Origin of the sequence: Amycolatopsis sp. NPDC088138 (genome assembly GCF_044741685.1) — a bacterium.
Classification (GTDB): Bacteria; Actinomycetota; Actinomycetes; order Mycobacteriales; family Pseudonocardiaceae; genus Amycolatopsis.
This window is the reverse complement of record NZ_JBIUTB010000002.1, coordinates 1,521,458-1,539,248: the sequence shown is the minus strand read 5'-3', so window position 1 is coordinate 1,539,248 and position 17,791 is coordinate 1,521,458. Positions and strand designations below refer to the sequence as shown.

Sequence of the window (17,791 nt, the reverse complement as noted above, 5' to 3'; positions counted from 1 at the left end):
ACGATGTCCCCATCACCACGGCGCCGTGCGGCGCTGCTGGCCGCGGCTTTGGCCGCGTCCGGCCTGACTGTCCTGTTCAGCGGAACTCCCGCGGCCGCGGCGACCTGCCCGACGACGGCGTCCGGCGGCGCGAGCGTGCCGTTCCGGACGGTCGAGGCCGAGTGCTCGGCGACCAACGGCTCGGCCGTCGGCCCCGACTACACGCAGGCCACCATCGCTTCGGAAGCGTCCGGGCGGCAGGCCGTCCGGATCGGGTCCGGCCAGTACGTCGAGTTCACGCTGCCCGCGGCGGCGAACTCGATCAACGTCCACTACAACATCCCCGACGGCTCGTCCGGGCGGCTTTCGGTGTACGTCGGCGGCACCAAGCTCGGCAGCGGGCTGTCCGTGACGTCTCGGTACTCCTATGTGGACACCGGGTTCATCACGGGCTCGAAGACGCACCACTTCTTCGACGACGCCCGGCTGCTCTTCGGCCAGAACGCGGCACAGGGCACGAAGGTCCGCGTCCAGATCGACTCCGGTGACGTCGGGCAGGCGACCATCGACCTGGCCGACTTCGAGCAGGTCGGCGGCGCGGGCTCGAAGCCGGCCAACGCCCTGTCGGTGACCGACTACGGCGCCACGGCCAACGACTCCTCCGACGACTCGCAGGCGTTCCGCAACGGCCTGTCGGCGGCGCGATCGCAGGGCAAGGAGCTGTTCGTGCCCTCCGGCCGGTTCGAAATCGGCTCGGCACTGCAGATCGACCAGACCACCGTCCGGGGCGCCGGGCCGTGGTACACCGTGTTGCACGGCAACAACATCTTCAACAACGGCGGCGCGTCCGGGAACATCAAGCTGTACGACTTCGCGGTGTTCGGCGACGTGACCGAACGCAACGACGGCAGCCCGGACAACGCGTTCCACGGTGTCCTGGGCAACGGTTCGGTCGTGAGCGGCCTGTGGATCCAGAACACCAAGTGCGGGCTGTGGCTGATGAGCGGCGCGTCGTCGAACCTCACCATCGAGAACAACCGCATCCTGGACACCCAGGCCGACGGCGTGAACTTCGACGGCGCGGTGACGAACTCGGCGCTGCGCAACAACTACCTGCGCAACAACGGTGACGACGGCCTCGCGCTCTGGTCCAACGGCCAGGCCGACTCGGGGAACACGATCGCGAACAACACCGTGGTGCAGCCGAACCTGGCCAACGGCATCGCGCTCTACGGCGGGTCGAACAACACCGTCAGCGGCAACCTGGTGCAGGACACCAACGCGCTCGGCGGCGGTTACCTGGTCGCGAACCGGTTCAACTCGGTGCCGCTGGGCGGGACCGTGACGCTGTCGAACAACACCGCGCTGCGGGCCGGGGCGCTCGACCCGAACTGGCAGTTCGGCGTCGGCGCGCTGTGGTTCGACGCGCGTGACCAGGCGATCACCGGCGTGACGATCCGCGTCACCGGGTTCACCGCGATCCAGAGCCCGTACGAGGCGATCCAGTTCATCGACGGCAACGGGGCCGGCAAGCAGATCCAGGGCATCACGATCGACGGCGTCTCGGTGCAGGGCGTCGGCACGTTCGTGGCGCAGTCGCAGACGCAGGGGTCGGTGTCGATCAGCAACCTGAGCGCGTCCGGCGTCGGGGTCACCGGCACGTACAACTGCCCGTACCCGTCTTCGATCCCGAAGATGACCTTCGGCGGCTCGGGCAACAGCGGCTGGACCGGCACCTGGACCGACTGCTCGAGCTGGCCCGCGCCGAACTCGGGCCCGCAGCAACCGCCACAGTCCGGCAGCAACATCGCGCGGGGCAAGGCGATCAGCTCGTCGTCGTCCCAGGGCGGGTTCCCGCCGGGCAACGCGAACGACGGCAACGCGGACAGCTACTGGGAGAGCGCGAACAACGCGTTCCCGCAGACGCTGACCGTGGACCTGGGCGCGGCGGCGTCGATCAACAAGGTGACGCTCAAGCTGCCGCCGTCCTCGGCGTGGGGCGCGCGGACCGAGACGGTGACGATCTCGGGCAGCCAGGACGGCGGCTCCTACACGACGCTGGTGGGATCGCGGGGCTACGCGTTCGACCCGGCGTCGGGCAACACGGCGTCGGCGTCGTTCTCGGCGACGTCACAGCGTTTCGTGCGGCTGACGTTCACCGGCAACACCGGCTGGCCCGCGGGCCAGGTGTCCGAGTTCGAGGTGGCGGCCTCGTAACCCGTGTGACGAAACCGCACGGCTTCCCGACGGTTTCGCACGCGGGCGCCGCACCCCCTGTCGTTCGGTAGGCTCCGGCCGGACGACGGGGGGTGCGGTGGCGCGGCTGTTGCTGGTGGAGGACGACGAAGCGCTCGCCGAAGCGCTTTCGCTGGCCCTCGTGGCCTTGGGACATCACGTCGTGCACGCCCCGACCGGGGAACGCGCGCTGGAGGCGTTGTTCGAAGACCGGCTCGACCCGGACTTCGTGCTGCTCGACGTGATGCTCCCGGGCCTCGACGGCTTCGAGGTGTGCCGCCGGATCCGGGCCCGCAGCCGGCTGCCGCTGGTGCTGCTGACCGCCCGCGGCGACCCGATCGACATCGTGGCCGGCCTCGAATGCGGCGCCGACGACTACGTGGTCAAGCCGGTCGAGCCGCGGGTGATCGACGCGCGGATCAAGGCGATCGGCCGCCGCGCCGTCGTCGCGCCGGGATCCGGCTCGACGGTGCTGCGCGCCGGAACCTCGAGATCGACCTGGGCGCGATGGTGGCGTCCCGGGACGGCGCGGAGCTGCCGCTCACCGCCACCGAGATCCGGCTGCTGGCCGAGTTCGCGCAGCACCCCGGCCAGGTGCTGAGCCGCCAGGTCCTGCTCAAGCGGGTCTGGGACTACGGCTACGTCGGCGACTCGCGGATCGTCGACGCCGCGGTCGCGCGGCTGCGCGCGAAGGTCGAGGACGACCCGGCCCGCCCGGTGCTGCTGCGGACCGTCCGCGGCATCGGCTACCGCCTGGTCACGAAGTGAGCCGCCCGCGTTTCGGACTGCGGACCCGGGTGACGGCGGCGGTCGTCCTGGTGACCACCACAGCTACCGCCGTCATGGCGTACGCGGCCTACCAGCTGCAGGCGGACGAAGCCGTCGGGCGGTTCGCCGGGTCGGCCGTGGCCACCTCGGCGGCCGATCGGCAGGTCGTGGAGGAGTTCTCGCAGGTGGGGTCCGCGGGGTGGCTCGACGAGCTCCCGACCCGCCTCGGCGCCGACCCGGACTGGGCGATGGTGCGCAAGGATCCCGGCAGGCCGCTCGAGATCGTGCGCGCCACCCCCGAAAGCGGCGCTTCCGACGTGCCGCCCATCCCGGGGCCGGACAAGCTCACGTTGCTGCGGGCCGTGGAAAGCAAGCTCCTCGAGCCCGAACTGGGCCCCGGCCGGGCGTCGACGATTTACGCGAACGTTCCGCTGACCGGCCGGAAGGTGTTCGTGGTCAACGAAAACCTCGCGTACCCCGGCTACCACCTCGTCCAGTTCCACGACTTCAGCCGGTACGACGGCGATCTGAGCGCACTGCGCTGGAGCCTCGTCCGCACCGCACTCCTCGTGAGCGTGCTCGGGGTCGGCGCCGCGCTGCTGATCGCCCGCCGGATCCGGCGGCCGATCCTGCGGGTGTCGTCGGCGGCGAAGGACCTCGGCGCGGGCGCGCTCGACGTCCGCGTGCCGGTCAAGGGACACGACGAGGTCGCCGACCTCGCGAAGTCGTTCAACGCCATGGCCCACCGGCTCGGCGAGTCCATCGAGGAACTGCGGGCGAAGGACCGCCAGCAGCAGCGGTTCGTCGCCGACGTCGCCCACGACCTCCGCACCCCGCTCGCGTCCATGGTCGCCGTCGTCGACACCCTCGACGACGCCGCGCCGGCCACCCGGACCCGCGCCGGCGAGATCCTCGGCACCCAGGCGCGCCGGCTGGCCCGGCTCGTCGAAGACCTCCTGGAGATCGCCCGGTTCGACGCGGGTGAGGCCGACCTCCGCACGGAGACCGCCGGCCTGCGGGACCTCGTCGAGGACGCCGCCGACGTGTCCGGCGTCGACGTCACCGTGACCGGGGACGCCACCGTCGTCGCCGATCCCCGCCGGGTGCACACGATCGTCGCCAACCTGCTGACCAACGCCGTGCGGCACGGCGCCGCGCCGGTCACGGTTCTCTTGACGGGCAGCGAATCCGAGGTCGTCCTGCGGGTGCACGACTCCGGCCCCGGCGTCCCCGCCGACCTGCTGCCGATCCTGTTCGACCGGTTCACCCGCGGGGACCGGGCCCGCCGGGCCACCGACGGCAGCGGGCTCGGCCTGGCCATCGCGTCCGGGAACGCCCGGGCCCACGGCGGAACGCTGACCGCGCACAACGAGGGCGGCGCCGTCTTCACCCTCACCCTGCCCCGGAACGCCGCTCAGGCCGAGAACAACGACACGACACCCGGCCCGCTCAGCTCGCGCGGGGCGTGACCGTCGAAGTACGGCAACGGCACGTGCGCCAGCACCAGCAGCGTCGCGCCGAGGACGACGAGCCGGCGTCCGTCCAGTTCGCGCTCGCCCAGCCACAGCCACAGCACGACGGCGAAGTTCGTGACCAGCAGGAACCCCCACCGGGCGCTGTCCCAGCCCGCGAACGCCAGCAGCGCGGGCGCGCCGATCGCGGTGCTCTGGAGCAGTCCCGCAGGCCCGCGCAGGGCGCGGAAACCGGCCAGCACCACGACGGCGATCGGCACGACGGTGAGCAGCACGGCGCCGATCGAGTACAGCGCCCAGCTCTGCTCCTGGGTCCGCTCGAACAGCGCGAGCGCGTCCGCCCGGACCGGGAAGCCCGCGCCCCGCAACGCCGTGAGCAGGCGGTCGGCCGAACCCGGCGCGGACGCCGGGACACCGAGCACGACCAGCTCCAAGAACACCGGCGGCGCCGCGAGGCGCACCACCCGCCGGAGGGGGAAGCGTGCCGAGAGGGCCAGGACGAAGATCGGCAGCACGGTCAGGAGCGTGATCTCGTGGACGAGCACCCCGGCCGTCAGCAGGCCGGACGCCGCGGCGGGGCGCCGGGGCAGCAGCCACAGCGCGCCGAACAGCAGCAGGTACAGGAGTTGTTCGTAGTAGCCGACTTCGTGGAAGAGGAAGCCGCCGGTGGGCAGCAGCAGCCACGCGAGGATCACCAGCCGGCGGCTGGCGTTGCCGGCTCGCACGAACGCGATCGCCACCACGGCAAGCAGCATCGCGAGCACGGCGAAGCTCGCCGCGGCGAAGACGCGGACGTCGAACCCGGTCGCCAGCGCCACCGGCCGCAGCAGCGTGCCCACCAGGAACCGGCGGTGGAAGCCGTCGGTGACCGACACCGTGTCGAGCGTCGCCACCCACGGCCCGGGCAGCCGGAAGCCGGTGTAGGCGGCGACGAGCACGGCGACGGCGAACACCGCCACCGTGCGGCCGGGCCGGGTGCGGTGGTCCGGTGCGTGCACCCGTTCTCTGATGATCATCGAGCTCCCCAGGTGGTCGTCCTGGGTCCCAAGCTAGGAACGGGATGTGCGGGCGACGCGACGGTTGATCACCGGTTCCGCGCCGGTTCGGCCACCAACGCCCCGACGAGGCTCGTCGCTCTTTTGCGCGCAGTTGCTGTAAAGTTTCACTCATGACGCGTCGTCTTGCCGAAGTCGCCCGCCAGGTCGGGGTCAGTGAAGCCACGGTCAGCCGGGTGCTCAACGGGCGGTCGGGGGTGTCCGCCAGCACCCGCGCCGCCGTGCTCACCGCGCTCGACGTGATGGGCTACGAGCGGCCCACCCAGCTGCGCGGGGAGCGCGCCCGCCTGGTCGGGCTGGTCCTGCCCGAGCTGCAGAACCCCATCTTCCCGGCGCTGGCCGAGATCATGGGCAACGCGCTCGCGCAGCAGGGGTTCACCCCGGTGCTGTGCACCCGGACCGCGGGCGGGGTGTCGGAGGCGGAGTACGTCGAGCTGCTCCTGCAGCAGCAGGTGTCGGGCGTGGTGTTCGCCGGCGGCCTCTACGCGCAGTCCGACGCGGTGCACTCGCACTACCACCACCTGGTCGAGCGTCGGCTCCCGACGGTGCTGATCAACGCGGCCGTCGACCACCTCGGGCTCCCCCAGGTCTCGTGCGACGACGCGGTCGCCGTCGAGCAGGTCGTCGGGCACCTCAGCTCGCTCGGGCACGAGAAGATCGGCCTGGTCCTCGGGCCGACCGACCACGTGCCGTCGAAGCGCAAGCTCGAGGCGTTCCAGGCGTACGCGTCGAAGCTCGGCCTGCCGGTGCTGGACGAGCTCGTCGAGCACGGCATGTTCTCCATCGAAGGCGGCCACGCGGCGGCGGCCCGGCTGTACCCGCGCGGCGCGACCGCGGTGCTGTGCGCGAGCGACCTGCTGGCCCTCGGCGCGGTCCGCGCGGCCCGGCGGCAGGGCCTGTCGGTACCCGACGACGTCTCGGTGGTCGGCTACGACGACTCGGCCCTGATGAACTGCACCGACCCGCCGCTGACGACCACTCGCCAGCCGATCGAGGCGATGGGCCGTGCGGTGGTCGAGCTGCTGGTCAAGCGCATCAACGGTGGCGAGGTGGCGGCGGAGGAGCTGCTGTTCGCGCCGGAGCTGGTGGTCCGGGGCTCAACAGCCCGCCGCATCGCCTGACCCCCGCGTTCCCCCGAGGCGCGACGACTTCCGAGCCGTCGCGCCTTTTCGCGCGCCCAGGGCGCGCTGAGGCGTTCGGCGGTACCCACTCGTCCCCGCTCGCTCTCGGGGTCCGACTGCAGCCTGTTCGTAACTTGCAAAGTCTCGTCGTCTTATTGCGTCGATCCGGTCTCACACTTTAGAGTGACCGCAATCACGTGACAGCCGTCGCGACCCCGAGAAGAGGCTTGAGATGAGCAGTCCCTGGTCCCGATCCTTACCCCGTCGCTTGTTCTGCGTACTGGCCGCAGGTGGCCTCGCACTGGGGGTGGCCGCCTGCGGCGACGACGGCAACACCGCCGCGCCCGGGAGCAAGGTGAAGATCACGGTCACCGGCCAGCCGCCCACCAGCCAGCCGTTCGAGCGCAGCGTGTTCGACGCCGACGTCAAGGAGTTCGAGGCGTCGCACCCGAACATCCAGATCGAGCCCCACGAGGGGTTCATGGACCCGAAGACGTTCTCCGCGAAGCTCGCCGGCGGCCAGCTCGAGGACGTCTACTACGTCTACTTCACCGACCCGGCGCAGATCATCACGCGTCATCAAGCCGCGGACATCACGGAAGCCGCGAAGAGCGTCCCGCACATCGGCGACATCAAGCCGGAACTGCTGGACAACTTCCGTGACGCGAGCGGCAAGCTGTTCGGCCTGCCGACGATGAACTACACGATGGGCCTGCTCTACAACCGCACGCTGTTCCAGAAGGCCGGGCTCGACCCGAACAAGCCGCCGGCGACGTGGGACGAGGTCCGCGAGGACGCGAAGAAGATCTCCGCGCTGGGCAACGGCACCGTCGGGTACGCCGACTACAGCAAGAACAACCAGGGTGGCTGGCACATGACCAGCTGGCTGTACTCGATGGGCGGCGACATCGCCCGCAAGGACGGCGACAAGTGGGTCGCCGACTTCGACAACGAAAAGGGCAAGCAGGCCCTGCAGTACCTGCACGACATGCGCTGGACCGACAACTCCATGGGCGCCAAGCAGCTCCTGGAAGCCACGGACGTGCAGCGGATGATGGGTGCCGGCCAGCTCGGCATGTACATGGCCGCCCCGGACAACGTGCCGGTGCTGGTCAAGCAGTTCAACGGCAAGTACGAGGACTACGGCGTCGCGGGCATGCCCGGCGGGCAGGGCACCCTGCTCGGCGGCGAGGGTTACATGCTCAACCCGAAGGCCTCGCCGGAGAAGATCAAGGCCGGCCTCGAGTGGATCCAGTGGAAGTACCTGAACCCGGACCGCTTCGAGAAGCACATCAAGCAGTACGTCGACGGCAAGCAGCCGGTCGGGCTGCCGGCCGAGCCCACCCCGGACGTCTGGCAGGGCGCCGTGCGTGACCAGCAGCTGGCGCTGAAGGCCAAGTACGCCAACGTTCCCGCCGAGAACTACAAGTCCTATGTGGACACGACCAGCAACATCAAGGGCAGCATCGAGCCGCCCAACGCCCAGCAGGTCTACGCCGCCCTCGACAGCGTCATGCAGGCGGTGCTCACCGACCAGAACGCGAACATCGACCAGCAGCTGTCGTCCGCGTCGTCGAAGGTCAACAGTGTCCTCGCCCAGGTCAAGTAGCCTTCTCGCCTGGCCCGCGACGTCCTCGTCGCGGGCCAGGCGGCCGGCCGCCTCCCCGGAGGACCGCCGCCGGACGAGGTTCCGGCGCAAGCTGAAGGAGAACCTCACCGCTTACGGCCTGCTCTGCGCCGCGCTCGTGGTGTTCGCGCTGTTCTCCTGGTACCCGATCGTGCGGGGCGTGCTGCTGAGCTTCCAGCAGGTCGACTTCGTCAACGCGCCGACGTGGGTCGGGTTCGACAACTTCAGCCGGCTGTTCGAAGACCCGCTGTTCGGTGTCGCCTGGCGCAACACCCTGCTGTTCACCGGGCTGGCGCTGGTCTTCGGCTTCGCCGTCCCGTTCCTCACGGCGGTGCTGCTGAACGAGATCCGGCACGCGAAGGCGTTCTTCCGGCTCGCGGTGTACCTGCCGGTGATGCTGCCGCCGGTCGTCACCGCGCTGATGTGGAAGTGGTTCTACGACCCGGGTCCCGGCCTGTTCAACTCCGCGCTCGGCGCGGTGGGCCTGCCCGGTGGCCAGTGGCTCGACTCCTCCACCACCGCGATGCTGTCGCTGGTGTTCGTCTCCACCTGGGCCAACATGGGCAGCACCACGCTGATCTACCTGGCCGCATTGGGCACGATCCCCGGCGAGCTGTACGAAGCCGCGGAGCTCGACGGCGCCGGGATGTGGCAGCGGCTGCGGCACGTCACGTTCCCGCAGACCCGGTTCGTGCTGCTGGTGCTCCTGCTGCTGCAGATCGTCGCGACGATGCAGGTGTTCACCGAGCCGTACGTGATGACCGGCGGTGGCCCGGACGACTCCACGGTCACCGTGCTGCTCCTGCTCTACCGGTACGCCTTCGTCTACAACGACTTCGGCTCGGCGAGTGCGATGAGCCTGCTGCTGTTCATCGCGCTGGGCGTGTTCTCGGCGTGGTACGTCCGGCTGACGCGGAAGGCGGACCAGACATGAGGACCCTCGTCTCCCCCGGCTCGCTGCGCAGCCGCCGGGGCAAGGCTGTCTACGGCGTGATCTTCGCCTGCACGCTCGTCGTGTTCGTCCTGGCGTTCATGTTCCCGCTGTACTGGGTCGTCACCGGGGCGATGAAGTCACCGCAGGAACTGGCGCAGACGCCGGCCACGCTGATCCCGCACGAGTGGCACCCCGAGACGTTCGGCGAAGCGTGGGACCAGCTGAGCCTGGGCAAGTACTTCCTCAACACGCTGATCGTCGCCGGCGGCGCGTGGCTGGCGCAGCTGGCCATCGACGTCCCGGCCGCGTTCGCATTGTCGAAGCTGCGCCCGAAGTTCGGCAACGTCGTGCTGGGCCTGATGCTGGCCACGCTGATGCTGCCGGCCACGGCGTTGCTGGTGCCGACGTACGTGACGGTGACGGACCTGCCGCTGGTGCACCTGAACCTGATCAACTCGCCGACCGCGGTGTGGCTCCCGGCGGCGGCGAACGCGTTCAACATCTACCTGCTGAAGCGGTTCTTCGACCAGATCCCGGACGAGCTGATCGAAGCGGCGCGCATCGACGGCGCCGGGCCGGTGCGCACGCTGTGGCGGATCATCCTGCCGATCTCGCGGCCGATCCTGGCCGTGGTGTCGATCCTCGCGGTGGTCACCGCGTGGAAGGACTTCATCTGGCCGCTGCTGGTGTTCCCGGACACCGAAAAGCAGACCCTTTCGGTGATGCTGCAACGGGTGGCGATCGACATGCCGCTCAACGTGCTCGTCGCCGGGATGGTGCTGGCCAGCCTGCCGATGGTGGCGCTGTTCCTGGCGTTCCAGCGGCAGATCCTCGCCGGGCTGACCGCCGGCGCCGTCAAGGGCTGAGCCGCGCCCGGGGTTTCCACGACTACTAGGAGGGCACTTCCGTGACCGACAAGACCGGCTGGTGGCGTAGCGCGGCGATCTACCAGGTCTACATCCGCAGCTTCGCGGACGGCAACGGCGACGGCATCGGCGACCTCGCCGGCGTCCGCGCCCGCCTGGACCACCTGGCGCAGCTGGGGATCGACGCGATCTGGTTCACCCCGTGGTACCCGTCACCGATGGACGACGGCGGCTACGACGTCGCCGACTTCCGCGACATCGAGCCGTTGTTCGGCACCCTCGCCGAGGCCGAGGAGCTGCTCGCCGAAGCCCACGCCCGGAACATCAGGGTGATCATCGACATCGTGCCCAACCACTGCTCCGACGAGCACCGGTGGTTCCAGGCCGCGCTCGCGGCCGGCCCGGGTTCGCCGGAGCGGCAGCGGTTCTGGTTCCGGCCCGGCCGCGGCCCGGACGGCGCCGAGCCGCCGAACAACTGGAAGTCGCGCTTCGGCGGGCCCGCGTGGACGCGCGTGCCGGACGGCGAGTGGTTCCTGCACCTCTACAGCTCGCGCCAGCCGGACTTCAACTGGGAGAACCCGGACATCCGCGCGGAGTTCGAGGACGTGCTGCGGTTCTGGTTCGACCGCGGGGTCGACGGCTTCCGCATCGACGTCGCCGACGGGCTGGTCAAGGACCCGCGGCTGCCGGACGTCGAGGACGGTGACGAGACGCCGTTCTCCGACATGGAGGGCCTGCACGAGATCTACCGGTCGTGGCGCAAGATCGCCGACAGCTACGCGGGCGAGCGCGTGCTGGTCGGCGAGATGTGGCTGCCGGACATGTCCCGGGCGGCGCGCTACCTGCGCCGCGACGAGCTGCACTCGGCGTTCAACTTCGACTTCCTGGTCTGCCCGTGGGACGCCGGGCGCTTCCGCGACGTCATCACCCGCACGCTGCTGGCGCACGACGAGGTCGGCGCCCCGGCGGCGTGGGTGCTGTCGAACCACGACGTCACCCGGCACGTCACGCGGTACGGCCGCCAGGGCGACACCGGGTTCAGCTTCGCGAACCGCCTGCACGAGCTGCCGGTGGACCGCGAGCTGGGCACCCGGCGGGCCCGGGCGGCGGCGCTGCTGACGCTGGCCCTGCCCGGCGGGCTGTACGTCTACCAGGGCGAGGAGCTGGGACTCTGGGAGATCCAGGACATCCCGGACGAGCTGCGCCAGGACCCGGTGTGGGCCCGCACGAACGGCACCGACCCGGGCCGCGACGGCTGCCGCGTCCCGATCCCGTGGTCGGGCTCCGAGCCCCCGTTCGGCTTCGGCACGGGTGACGCGTGGCTCCCGCAGCCTGCCGCTTGGAGCGCTTACACGGCTTCTGCGGAAGCGGCGGACCCGACGTCGATGCTGTCGCTGTACCGCGACGGCCTGCGCATCCGGGAAGAGCAGGCAGCGTTGGGCGCAGGCGGCCTGGAGTGGCTGTCCCTCGGGGAGGGTGTCCTGGCCTTCACCCGCGAGCCGGGCTTCACGTTCGTGCTGAACTTCTCGGCTTCCCCGGTACCGCTACCTGCCGGAGAAGTCCTGCTGGCGAGCGGCCCGATCTCGACCGAGCTCCCCACGGACACCGCAGTCTGGCTCCGCACCTCCTGACAAGTGCCGTGAATGGCCCATTGAGGGACTTAGAGTCCCTCAATGGGCCATTCACGGCTTTAGGACTTGCCCGGGCGAGCAGCGGCGATGCGCAGCATGACCAGCCCGCCCAGGATCGCGACGGCCGAGCTGATCGTGGCGGCCGCCTGGTGGTTGCCCGCGGTCAGGCCGGCCGCTCCGCCGCTGATCAGCATGGCCGCGACGGCGAGTGCGACGACCCGGGTGCCCTTCGAACGTGGTTTGACCATGCCCTCAGCAAAACGCGCGGGCACCCGCCGCCGCTACGGCGGAAGGTGCCCACGCGGGACCACCGAAAGTTGCGGTTACTTCGTCAGCTGCAGCACGTCGACCCCGCGCACGTTGTCCGCGACGTACACGTACTTCCCGTGCCAGTACGGCGCCCACGCGCTCGCGTCACCCGGCCGGTAGTAGGCGATCTGGCGCGGGTTCGTCGGGTCGCTGACGTCGAGGAACCGCGTGCCCTGCGCGTAGAACGACTGCACCAGGATCTTGCCGCGGACGTCGAAGTAGTGCGCGGAGCAGTCGTCGGAGGCGGGGTCGCTGCCCTCCTGGCCGTTGACGCCCCAGGTGCCGACGCTCTGCAGCCGGAAGGGCTGCTCGGGCGTCGAACGCCAGCCTTCGCCGTGGTACGACCCGGAAAGCGACGAGATCGTGAGGACGCCGTCGCCCGCGCAGCCGTCGACGAAGTTCTCTTCCGTCGCGTAGATCAGGTCCTGCCCGCGCCACGCGCCGTCACCGGCGCGGGAGCCGGCCGGGTGGAAGCTGTTGTGCATGAACCGGGACGGCGCGGCCGTCTCCGCGATACCGCCACCGGCGTACGGGATCGGCTCGTGCGCCGTCGCGCGGCGGACCCGGTTCGACAGCGGGTCGCGGTGCAGCCCGGACGTCCAGTAACCGCGGACCCCGCCGCGGCCAGAAACCCAGGCCACGCCGTTGTCGTCCACCTGGACGTCGTGCACGTAGTCGGTCTTGCCGTCGTTGCGGGCCAGCTCGATCGGCTCCGGGTTCACCTTCGGGTGCCGCGGGTCGCGGATGTCGGTGACCCAGATCGGCCGCCCGCCCCAGTCCGCGGGCTGGTCGTCGGCCTTCGCCGGGCCGCCGGTCCACAGGTAGCGGCAGCCGTCGACGCAGCTGGTGGTGTGCCCGGCCGGGACCTTGACGTAGCTGAGGATCGACGGCGCCTCGGGCTTCGAGACGTCGACGACGTAGATGCCGGACTCGCCGGTGTGGGTGTTGCCCTCGAACGCGCGCGGGTCGCGCGACAGGAACACCAGCTTGCGGTTCCGGTCGACCTCGGTGTCCTCGGTCTCCCACAGCCCGGGCATGCTGACCTGCCCGACCAGCTTCGGCGCGGCCGGGTTCTTCGTCAGGTCGTAGACCTTCAGGCCGAACTCGCCGGAGACCACCATGACGTCGCGGCGGCCGTAGTCGAGGAAGTTGATCGAGATGGCGCCGGCCGCGTCGGGCACGTTGCCCACGGCCTTCACGTTCTTGATCGCGCCGGGGTCACCCGCCGTCCGCGTGGCCGGGGTCGCGGGTTTGTCGTCCTCGCCGCAGGCGGCGGCCGGCAACCCGGTCGCGACCAGGGTGGCACTGACGGTGACGGCGGCGAAACACGTCCGTAGCCAGGTGCGCACGAAACCTCCCAAAGGGCGTGATCTCCCGAACCGTACGACGGAGATCAACCGGACACAACCGCCTTTGGTTGCCTCCTGACTGGTAGGACTGGCGCATGCGCTTGCTCGCCCTGTTAGCCGTCCTGGCCCTCGCCGTCGCGGGGTGCTCCGACCCCGGCCCGGCCCCCGGCGTCCTGTCCGTCGGCATCCGGGAGCCCGCGACGCTGCTGCCCGCCGACCTCGCCGACCAGGCGGGCCGGCTGGTGACCGGCGCACTGTGGACCCCACTCGCCGACTACGACGCCGCCACCGGCAAGGTGACTCCTCGCGCGGCCGCGTCGATCGAGAGCACCGACCGGGTGCGCTGGACGGTCAAGCTGCGGCCCGCGAAGTTCCACGACGGCACCCCCGTCACGGCGCAGTCCTATGTGGACACCTGGAAGGCGGTCGCCGCCGAGCACTGGGTGTCGTCACCGGTGCTCACGAAGCTGTTGCGCGCCCAGGAGATCAAGGCAACGAGCCCGGACGTCCTCACGCTGACCCTCGACCGCCCGTCCGGCCAGGTCCCGGCGCTGCTGTCGGCACCGGGCCTGGTGCCGCTGCCCGCGTCGGTGCTCGCCTCCCGCGACTGGAACGGCTTCGCGAAGGCGCCGGTCGGCAACGGCCCGTACCGTCTCGACAGACCGTGGAAGCCCGGTTCGGGCGGCACGCTGAAACGCGTCGGCGAGGGCGGTACCGCGGAGATCGACCTGCGCGTCGGCGAGCCGGCAGCCCAGTACGACGCGGTCAAGGCGGGCACGCTCGACCTCGCGACGGAGGTCCCCGGCGAGAAGCACGAGGCCATCCACGAGTTCGGCGACCGCCACGCGACGTGGGCGCTGCCGCAGGCCGGTTACCTCGCCTTCCCGGTGACCTCACCCGCTTTCGCCGACGCGACCGTCCGCCACGGTTTCGCGCTCGGCGTCGACCGCGCGGCCCTGGAGGCCGGACCGCTGGCCCACCAGGTCGACCCGGCCAAGGCCCTGCTGCCCCCGGCGGACGCGCCGGGCGAGCGCACGGGCACGTGCCGCCCGTGCAGCTTCGACGCACCGGCCGGCAAGGCGCTGCTCAAGCAGGCGTCCTTCCCCGGCGGCGCGACCGTCTACTTCGGACCAGGCGCCGAGGAGTGGACTCGCACCCTGGCCGTCGGCCTCCACAAGGCACTGGACGTTTCGGTGACGGCGCAAGCACGGCCGGCCGCCGGACCGCTCGACGGACCGTCCACACTGGACGTCAAGCTGGCGACGCCGAGCCCGTACGAGCTGCTGTCGACGCTCGCCGAGGCATCGGGCTACACCGACGAGATCTTCCGCCAGAACCTGTCCCTCGCCGACGCGGCGGCCACGGCCGACGAGGCCGGCGAGCTCTACCGCCTGGCGGAGAACCAGCTGCTGCGCGACCTTCCAGTGGCCCCACTCTGGTCCGGCCACGGCCACGCGGTCTGGAGCGAACGGGTCCGCGCCGTCACGACAACACCGTTCACCGGCCCGGTCCTGGCCGGGATCACCACGTCCTGACCGGCCCCTGGGACCCGGCGCCGCTGTCCGAGGTGGTCGAACTGTTTTCGCAGGTCCGGGCACCATGGTGGATTGCGGCTCCAAGTCCGGCCGGCCCCGCCCAAGGACGAGCAGGATTTCGCTGCTGCCCTGCCGGTGCTGGACGTCGCTCAGCGGCGGTGGCTCGCGGACGCGCTCGGAACACGCACCCATGGCACGACCGCCTGCGCTAGACCGTGGCGTGCTCGACCAGCGTCTCGATGAACGCCGCGGTCAGCGGATCCGGCGCCGTCCGCGTGTACGCCGCCAACGTCCGCCGCACCGGCACCGACGGCCGCAGCACCCGGCCGTCGAACCGCGCCGGGAGGACGTTCGCCGGGACCAGCGCCGGCCCCAGCCCGGCCGCCGCGAGGATCGGCGCGGCCGCCGTCTGCTCGGTGCGGACCGCCGCGCGCGGCCGGAAGCCCGCCGCCGCGCACGTCGTGTCGACCAGCTCGGCCAGGCCGTTGCCCGGCGCGTAGTGCACCCAGGCGCAGTCGGCGAGCGTCGCCAGATCGACGACGCCGGTCGTGTCATCCTCCGAAGCGCCGTCGGCGGGCAGCACGACCACGAACTCCTCGACACCCAGCGTGCGCACCGGCCCGGTCCAGCCGGCGGGCAGCGGGCCGAGGGCGACGTCGGCTTCGCCCGCGGCCATCGCGTCGCGCAGCTCGTCGGCGTGCCGGAATTCGATCAGCCGGACGTCCACGCCGGGCCGGTCGCGCCGCCACACCCGCAGTGCGGGCGGCAGCACGCCGAGGCTGACCGAGTACACCGTCGCGACCTGAAGCTCGCCCGCCGTCGTGCCGGACGCGAGCCGCGCGGCGCAGCGCGCTCGCTCGGCGTCGGCCAGGGCCGCCCGCGCGTGCGGCAGCATCGCCCGGCCCATCGGCGTGAGCCGGACCGCGCGCGGCAGCCGTTCGAGCAGCGAGCCGCCGACGCTCTGCTCCAGCGCCCGCATCTGGTGCGACAACGCGGGTTGCGTCACGTGCAGTTGCTCCGCCGCGCGCGTGAACGACCCGGTGTCGACCACCGTGACCAGGTATTCGAGCTGCCGCAGACTCGTCATGAACACAGCTTATCGCTGGCCTGACAACTAAGCTTTGGACTTATCTCACGAGGTTGCGCAGGCTGGTCTCATGGAACGCAAGGCAGCCCTGGTGGCCGGGGCGAACGGGATCATCGGCAAGAACCTCGTCGAGCACCTGCGCGCGGCGGGCGGCTGGGACGTCGTCGGCCTCTCCCGGCGCGGCGGGCCCGGGAACGTCGCCGTCGACCTGCTCGACCCGGCCGACACCCGCGCGAAGGTCGGCGAACTGACCGGCACGACCCACCTGTTCTACGCCGCCTACCAGGACAAACCGTCGTGGAGCGAGCTGGTCGCACCGAACGTGGCGATGCTGACCAATCTTGTCGACGCCCTGGCGCCGTCCGCCCTCGAGCACGTCAGCCTGATGCAGGGGTACAAGGTCTACGGCGCGCACCTGGGCCCGTTCAAGACGCCGGCCCGCGAGTCCGACGCCGGGCACATGCCGCCGGAGTTCAACGTCGACCAGCAGCAGGTCCTGGAGCGGCGGCAGGGGCCGTGGACGTGGTCGGCGATCCGGCCGTCGGTGGTCGGCGGCACCGCGCTGGGCAACCCGATGAACCTCGCGCTGGTGATCGCGGTCTACGCGTCGATTTCGAAGGAACTCGGCCTGCCGCTGCGGTTCCCGGGCAAACCCGGCGCGTACGACAGCCTGCTGGAGATGACGGACGCGGGCCTGCTGGCCGAGGCGACGGTCTGGGCGACCGGGCAGCGGGGCGCGTTCAACATCGCGAACGGTGACCTGTTCCGCTGGCGCGAGCTCTGGCCGAAACTGGCCGCGTACTTCGACCTCGACGTCGCGCCGCCGTTGCGGATGTCGCTGTCCGACGTGATGGCCGACAAGGGTCCACTGTGGACGTCGATGGCCGGGAAGCACGGCCTCACGGCGTCCTACGCGGACGTCTCGGCGTCCTGGGCGTTCGGCGACTTCGTGTTCGGCTGGGACTACGACGTGTTCGCCGACACGTCGAAGTCACGCCGCGCGGGCTTCCACACCTACGTCGAGACGGAGCAGATGTTCTACCGGCTCTTCGACGAGTTCCGGAAGGCGCGGGTGATCCCCTAGCCCCGGCCGATGAACGGCATGGCCGTCGCGGTGACGGTGAGGAACTGGACGTTCGTGTCGAGCGGCAGGCCGGCCATGTAGCGCACGGCGTCGGCGACGTGCCGGACGTCGAAGGTCGGCTCGGCCAGGATCCGGCCGTCGGCCTGCGGGATGCCGGCGGCCATCCGCTCGGTCATCTCGGTGGCGGCGTTGCCGATGTCGATCTGCCCGCAGGCGACGTTCCAGGCCCGGCCGTCCAGCGAGATCGACCGGGTCAGGCCGGTGACGGCGTGCTTGGTGGCGGTGTAGGCGACACTCGCCGGCCGCGGCGCGTGCGCGGAGATCGAGCCGTTGTTGACGATCCGGCCGCCCCGCGGGTCCTGGTCCTTCATCAGCCGCACGGCCTGCTGGGCGCAGAGGAACATCCCGGTGAGGTTGACGTCGACGGTCCGCTTCCAGTCCGCGACGGACAGGTCGGCGACGGTCCCGCCCGCCCCGATCCCGGCGTTGTTGACCAGCAGGTCGAGCCGCCCCCACCGGTCGCGGACGGCGTCGAAGAGCGCTTCGACGGAGTCTTCGTCGGAGACGTCGGTGGGCACGGCGAGGGCGTTCGGAGAGCCCGCGGCCGTCTCGGTCAGCGCGTCGGCCCGGCGCCCGGCGAGCGCGACCTGCCAGCCGTCGTCGAGCAGAGCCCGGGCCACGGCCCGGCCGATCCCCGAACCGGCCCCGGTCACCACCGCTGTCTTCACCATGCCGCCGA

The 17,791-nt window shown here is 70.9% G+C and carries 14 protein-coding genes and 1 pseudogene; 10 read left to right on the top strand and 5 right to left on the bottom strand.

The features are described 5' to 3' along the window. Positions 1 to 3 precede the first annotated feature (3 nt). From ACIOD2_RS14855 to ACIOD2_RS14845, 3 genes and pseudogenes are all read left to right on the top strand, one after another. On the top strand, positions 4 to 2,196 hold the full coding sequence (locus ACIOD2_RS14855) for a discoidin domain-containing protein (RefSeq protein ID WP_400537903.1): 2,193 nt from the start codon (positions 4 to 6) through the stop codon (positions 2,194 to 2,196). A gap of 97 nt (positions 2,197 to 2,293) precedes the next feature. After that, positions 2,294 to 2,982 (top strand): annotated as a pseudogene (locus ACIOD2_RS14850) (winged helix-turn-helix domain-containing protein). A 50-nt stretch (positions 2,983 to 3,032) separates the two neighbouring features. Next, the gene (locus ACIOD2_RS14845; protein WP_400537901.1) at positions 3,033 to 4,451 is read left to right on the top strand and encodes a sensor histidine kinase; all 1,419 of its coding nucleotides are present in this window, start codon (positions 3,033 to 3,035) and stop codon (positions 4,449 to 4,451) included. On the opposite strand, the gene ACIOD2_RS14840 is transcribed toward ACIOD2_RS14845, so the two are convergent. Beyond that, positions 4,397 to 5,470: a hypothetical protein gene (locus ACIOD2_RS14840; protein WP_400537899.1), complete on the bottom strand. Its 1,074-nt coding sequence runs from the start codon at positions 5,468 to 5,470 to the stop codon at positions 4,397 to 4,399. The two genes, ACIOD2_RS14845 and ACIOD2_RS14840, sit on opposite strands and share 55 nt — an antisense overlap. 152 nt (positions 5,471 to 5,622) lie before the next feature. Here ACIOD2_RS14840 and ACIOD2_RS14835 point away from each other — a divergent pair, with 152 nt between their 5' ends. The 5 genes from ACIOD2_RS14835 to ACIOD2_RS14815 all read left to right on the top strand — a co-directional run bounded on the left by ACIOD2_RS14835 (position 5,623) and on the right by ACIOD2_RS14815 (position 11,688). Continuing rightward, positions 5,623 to 6,630 (top strand): LacI family DNA-binding transcriptional regulator, encoded by a 1,008-nt coding sequence (locus ACIOD2_RS14835; RefSeq protein WP_323334255.1) that lies wholly within the window; start codon positions 5,623 to 5,625, stop codon positions 6,628 to 6,630. Positions 6,631 to 6,862: 232 nt separating this feature from the next. Then, complete coding sequence (locus ACIOD2_RS14830) at positions 6,863 to 8,239, top strand: ABC transporter substrate-binding protein (RefSeq protein WP_400537896.1); 1,377 nt, start codon at positions 6,863 to 6,865, stop codon at positions 8,237 to 8,239. After that, complete coding sequence (locus tag ACIOD2_RS14825; protein ID WP_400537894.1) at positions 8,217 to 9,191, top strand: carbohydrate ABC transporter permease; 975 nt, start codon at positions 8,217 to 8,219, stop codon at positions 9,189 to 9,191. Before ACIOD2_RS14830 ends, ACIOD2_RS14825 begins: the two co-directional genes overlap by 23 nt. Beyond that, the gene (locus ACIOD2_RS14820) at positions 9,188 to 10,057 is read left to right on the top strand and encodes a carbohydrate ABC transporter permease (protein WP_392773505.1); all 870 of its coding nucleotides are present in this window, start codon (positions 9,188 to 9,190) and stop codon (positions 10,055 to 10,057) included. The genes ACIOD2_RS14825 and ACIOD2_RS14820 overlap by 4 nt, the downstream gene beginning before the upstream one ends. Positions 10,058 to 10,098: 41 nt before the next feature. Beyond that, positions 10,099 to 11,688 (top strand): glycoside hydrolase family 13 protein, encoded by a 1,590-nt coding sequence (locus ACIOD2_RS14815; protein ID WP_400537892.1) that lies wholly within the window; start codon positions 10,099 to 10,101, stop codon positions 11,686 to 11,688. Positions 11,689 to 11,747: 59 nt separating this feature from the next. Here ACIOD2_RS14815 and ACIOD2_RS14810 read toward each other — a convergent pair whose 3' ends face one another. Continuing rightward, a complete protein-coding gene (locus ACIOD2_RS14810; RefSeq protein WP_400537890.1) occupies positions 11,748 to 11,936 on the bottom strand; it encodes a hypothetical protein in 189 nt (62 codons plus the stop codon). 75 nt (positions 11,937 to 12,011) lie between these two features. Continuing rightward, positions 12,012 to 13,346 carry an LVIVD repeat-containing protein gene (locus tag ACIOD2_RS14805; RefSeq protein ID WP_400537888.1) on the bottom strand — a complete coding sequence of 445 codons (1,335 nt, stop codon included), beginning with the start codon at positions 13,344 to 13,346 and terminating at the stop codon, positions 12,012 to 12,014. 95 nt (positions 13,347 to 13,441) lie between these two features. Here ACIOD2_RS14805 and ACIOD2_RS14800 point away from each other — a divergent pair, with 95 nt between their 5' ends. Next, positions 13,442 to 14,881 carry an ABC transporter substrate-binding protein gene (locus ACIOD2_RS14800; RefSeq protein WP_400537886.1) on the top strand — a complete coding sequence of 480 codons (1,440 nt, stop codon included), beginning with the start codon at positions 13,442 to 13,444 and terminating at the stop codon, positions 14,879 to 14,881. Between the two features lie 208 nt (positions 14,882 to 15,089). Here ACIOD2_RS14800 and ACIOD2_RS14795 read toward each other — a convergent pair whose 3' ends face one another. Next, positions 15,090 to 15,968, bottom strand: a complete 879-nt coding sequence (locus ACIOD2_RS14795; protein WP_400537884.1) for a LysR family transcriptional regulator — start codon at positions 15,966 to 15,968, stop codon at positions 15,090 to 15,092. Positions 15,969 to 16,038: 70 nt separating this feature from the next. On the opposite strand from ACIOD2_RS14795, the gene ACIOD2_RS14790 reads away from it, so the two are divergent. Next, on the top strand, positions 16,039 to 17,052 hold the full coding sequence (locus ACIOD2_RS14790; protein WP_400537882.1) for an SDR family oxidoreductase: 1,014 nt from the start codon (positions 16,039 to 16,041) through the stop codon (positions 17,050 to 17,052). On the opposite strand, the gene ACIOD2_RS14785 is transcribed toward ACIOD2_RS14790, so the two are convergent. Next, positions 17,049 to 17,783, bottom strand: coding sequence for an SDR family oxidoreductase (locus tag ACIOD2_RS14785; RefSeq protein ID WP_400537880.1), 735 nt, complete (start codon positions 17,781 to 17,783; stop codon positions 17,049 to 17,051). The two genes, ACIOD2_RS14790 and ACIOD2_RS14785, sit on opposite strands and share 4 nt — an antisense overlap. Positions 17,784 to 17,791: the final 8 nt, after the last annotated feature.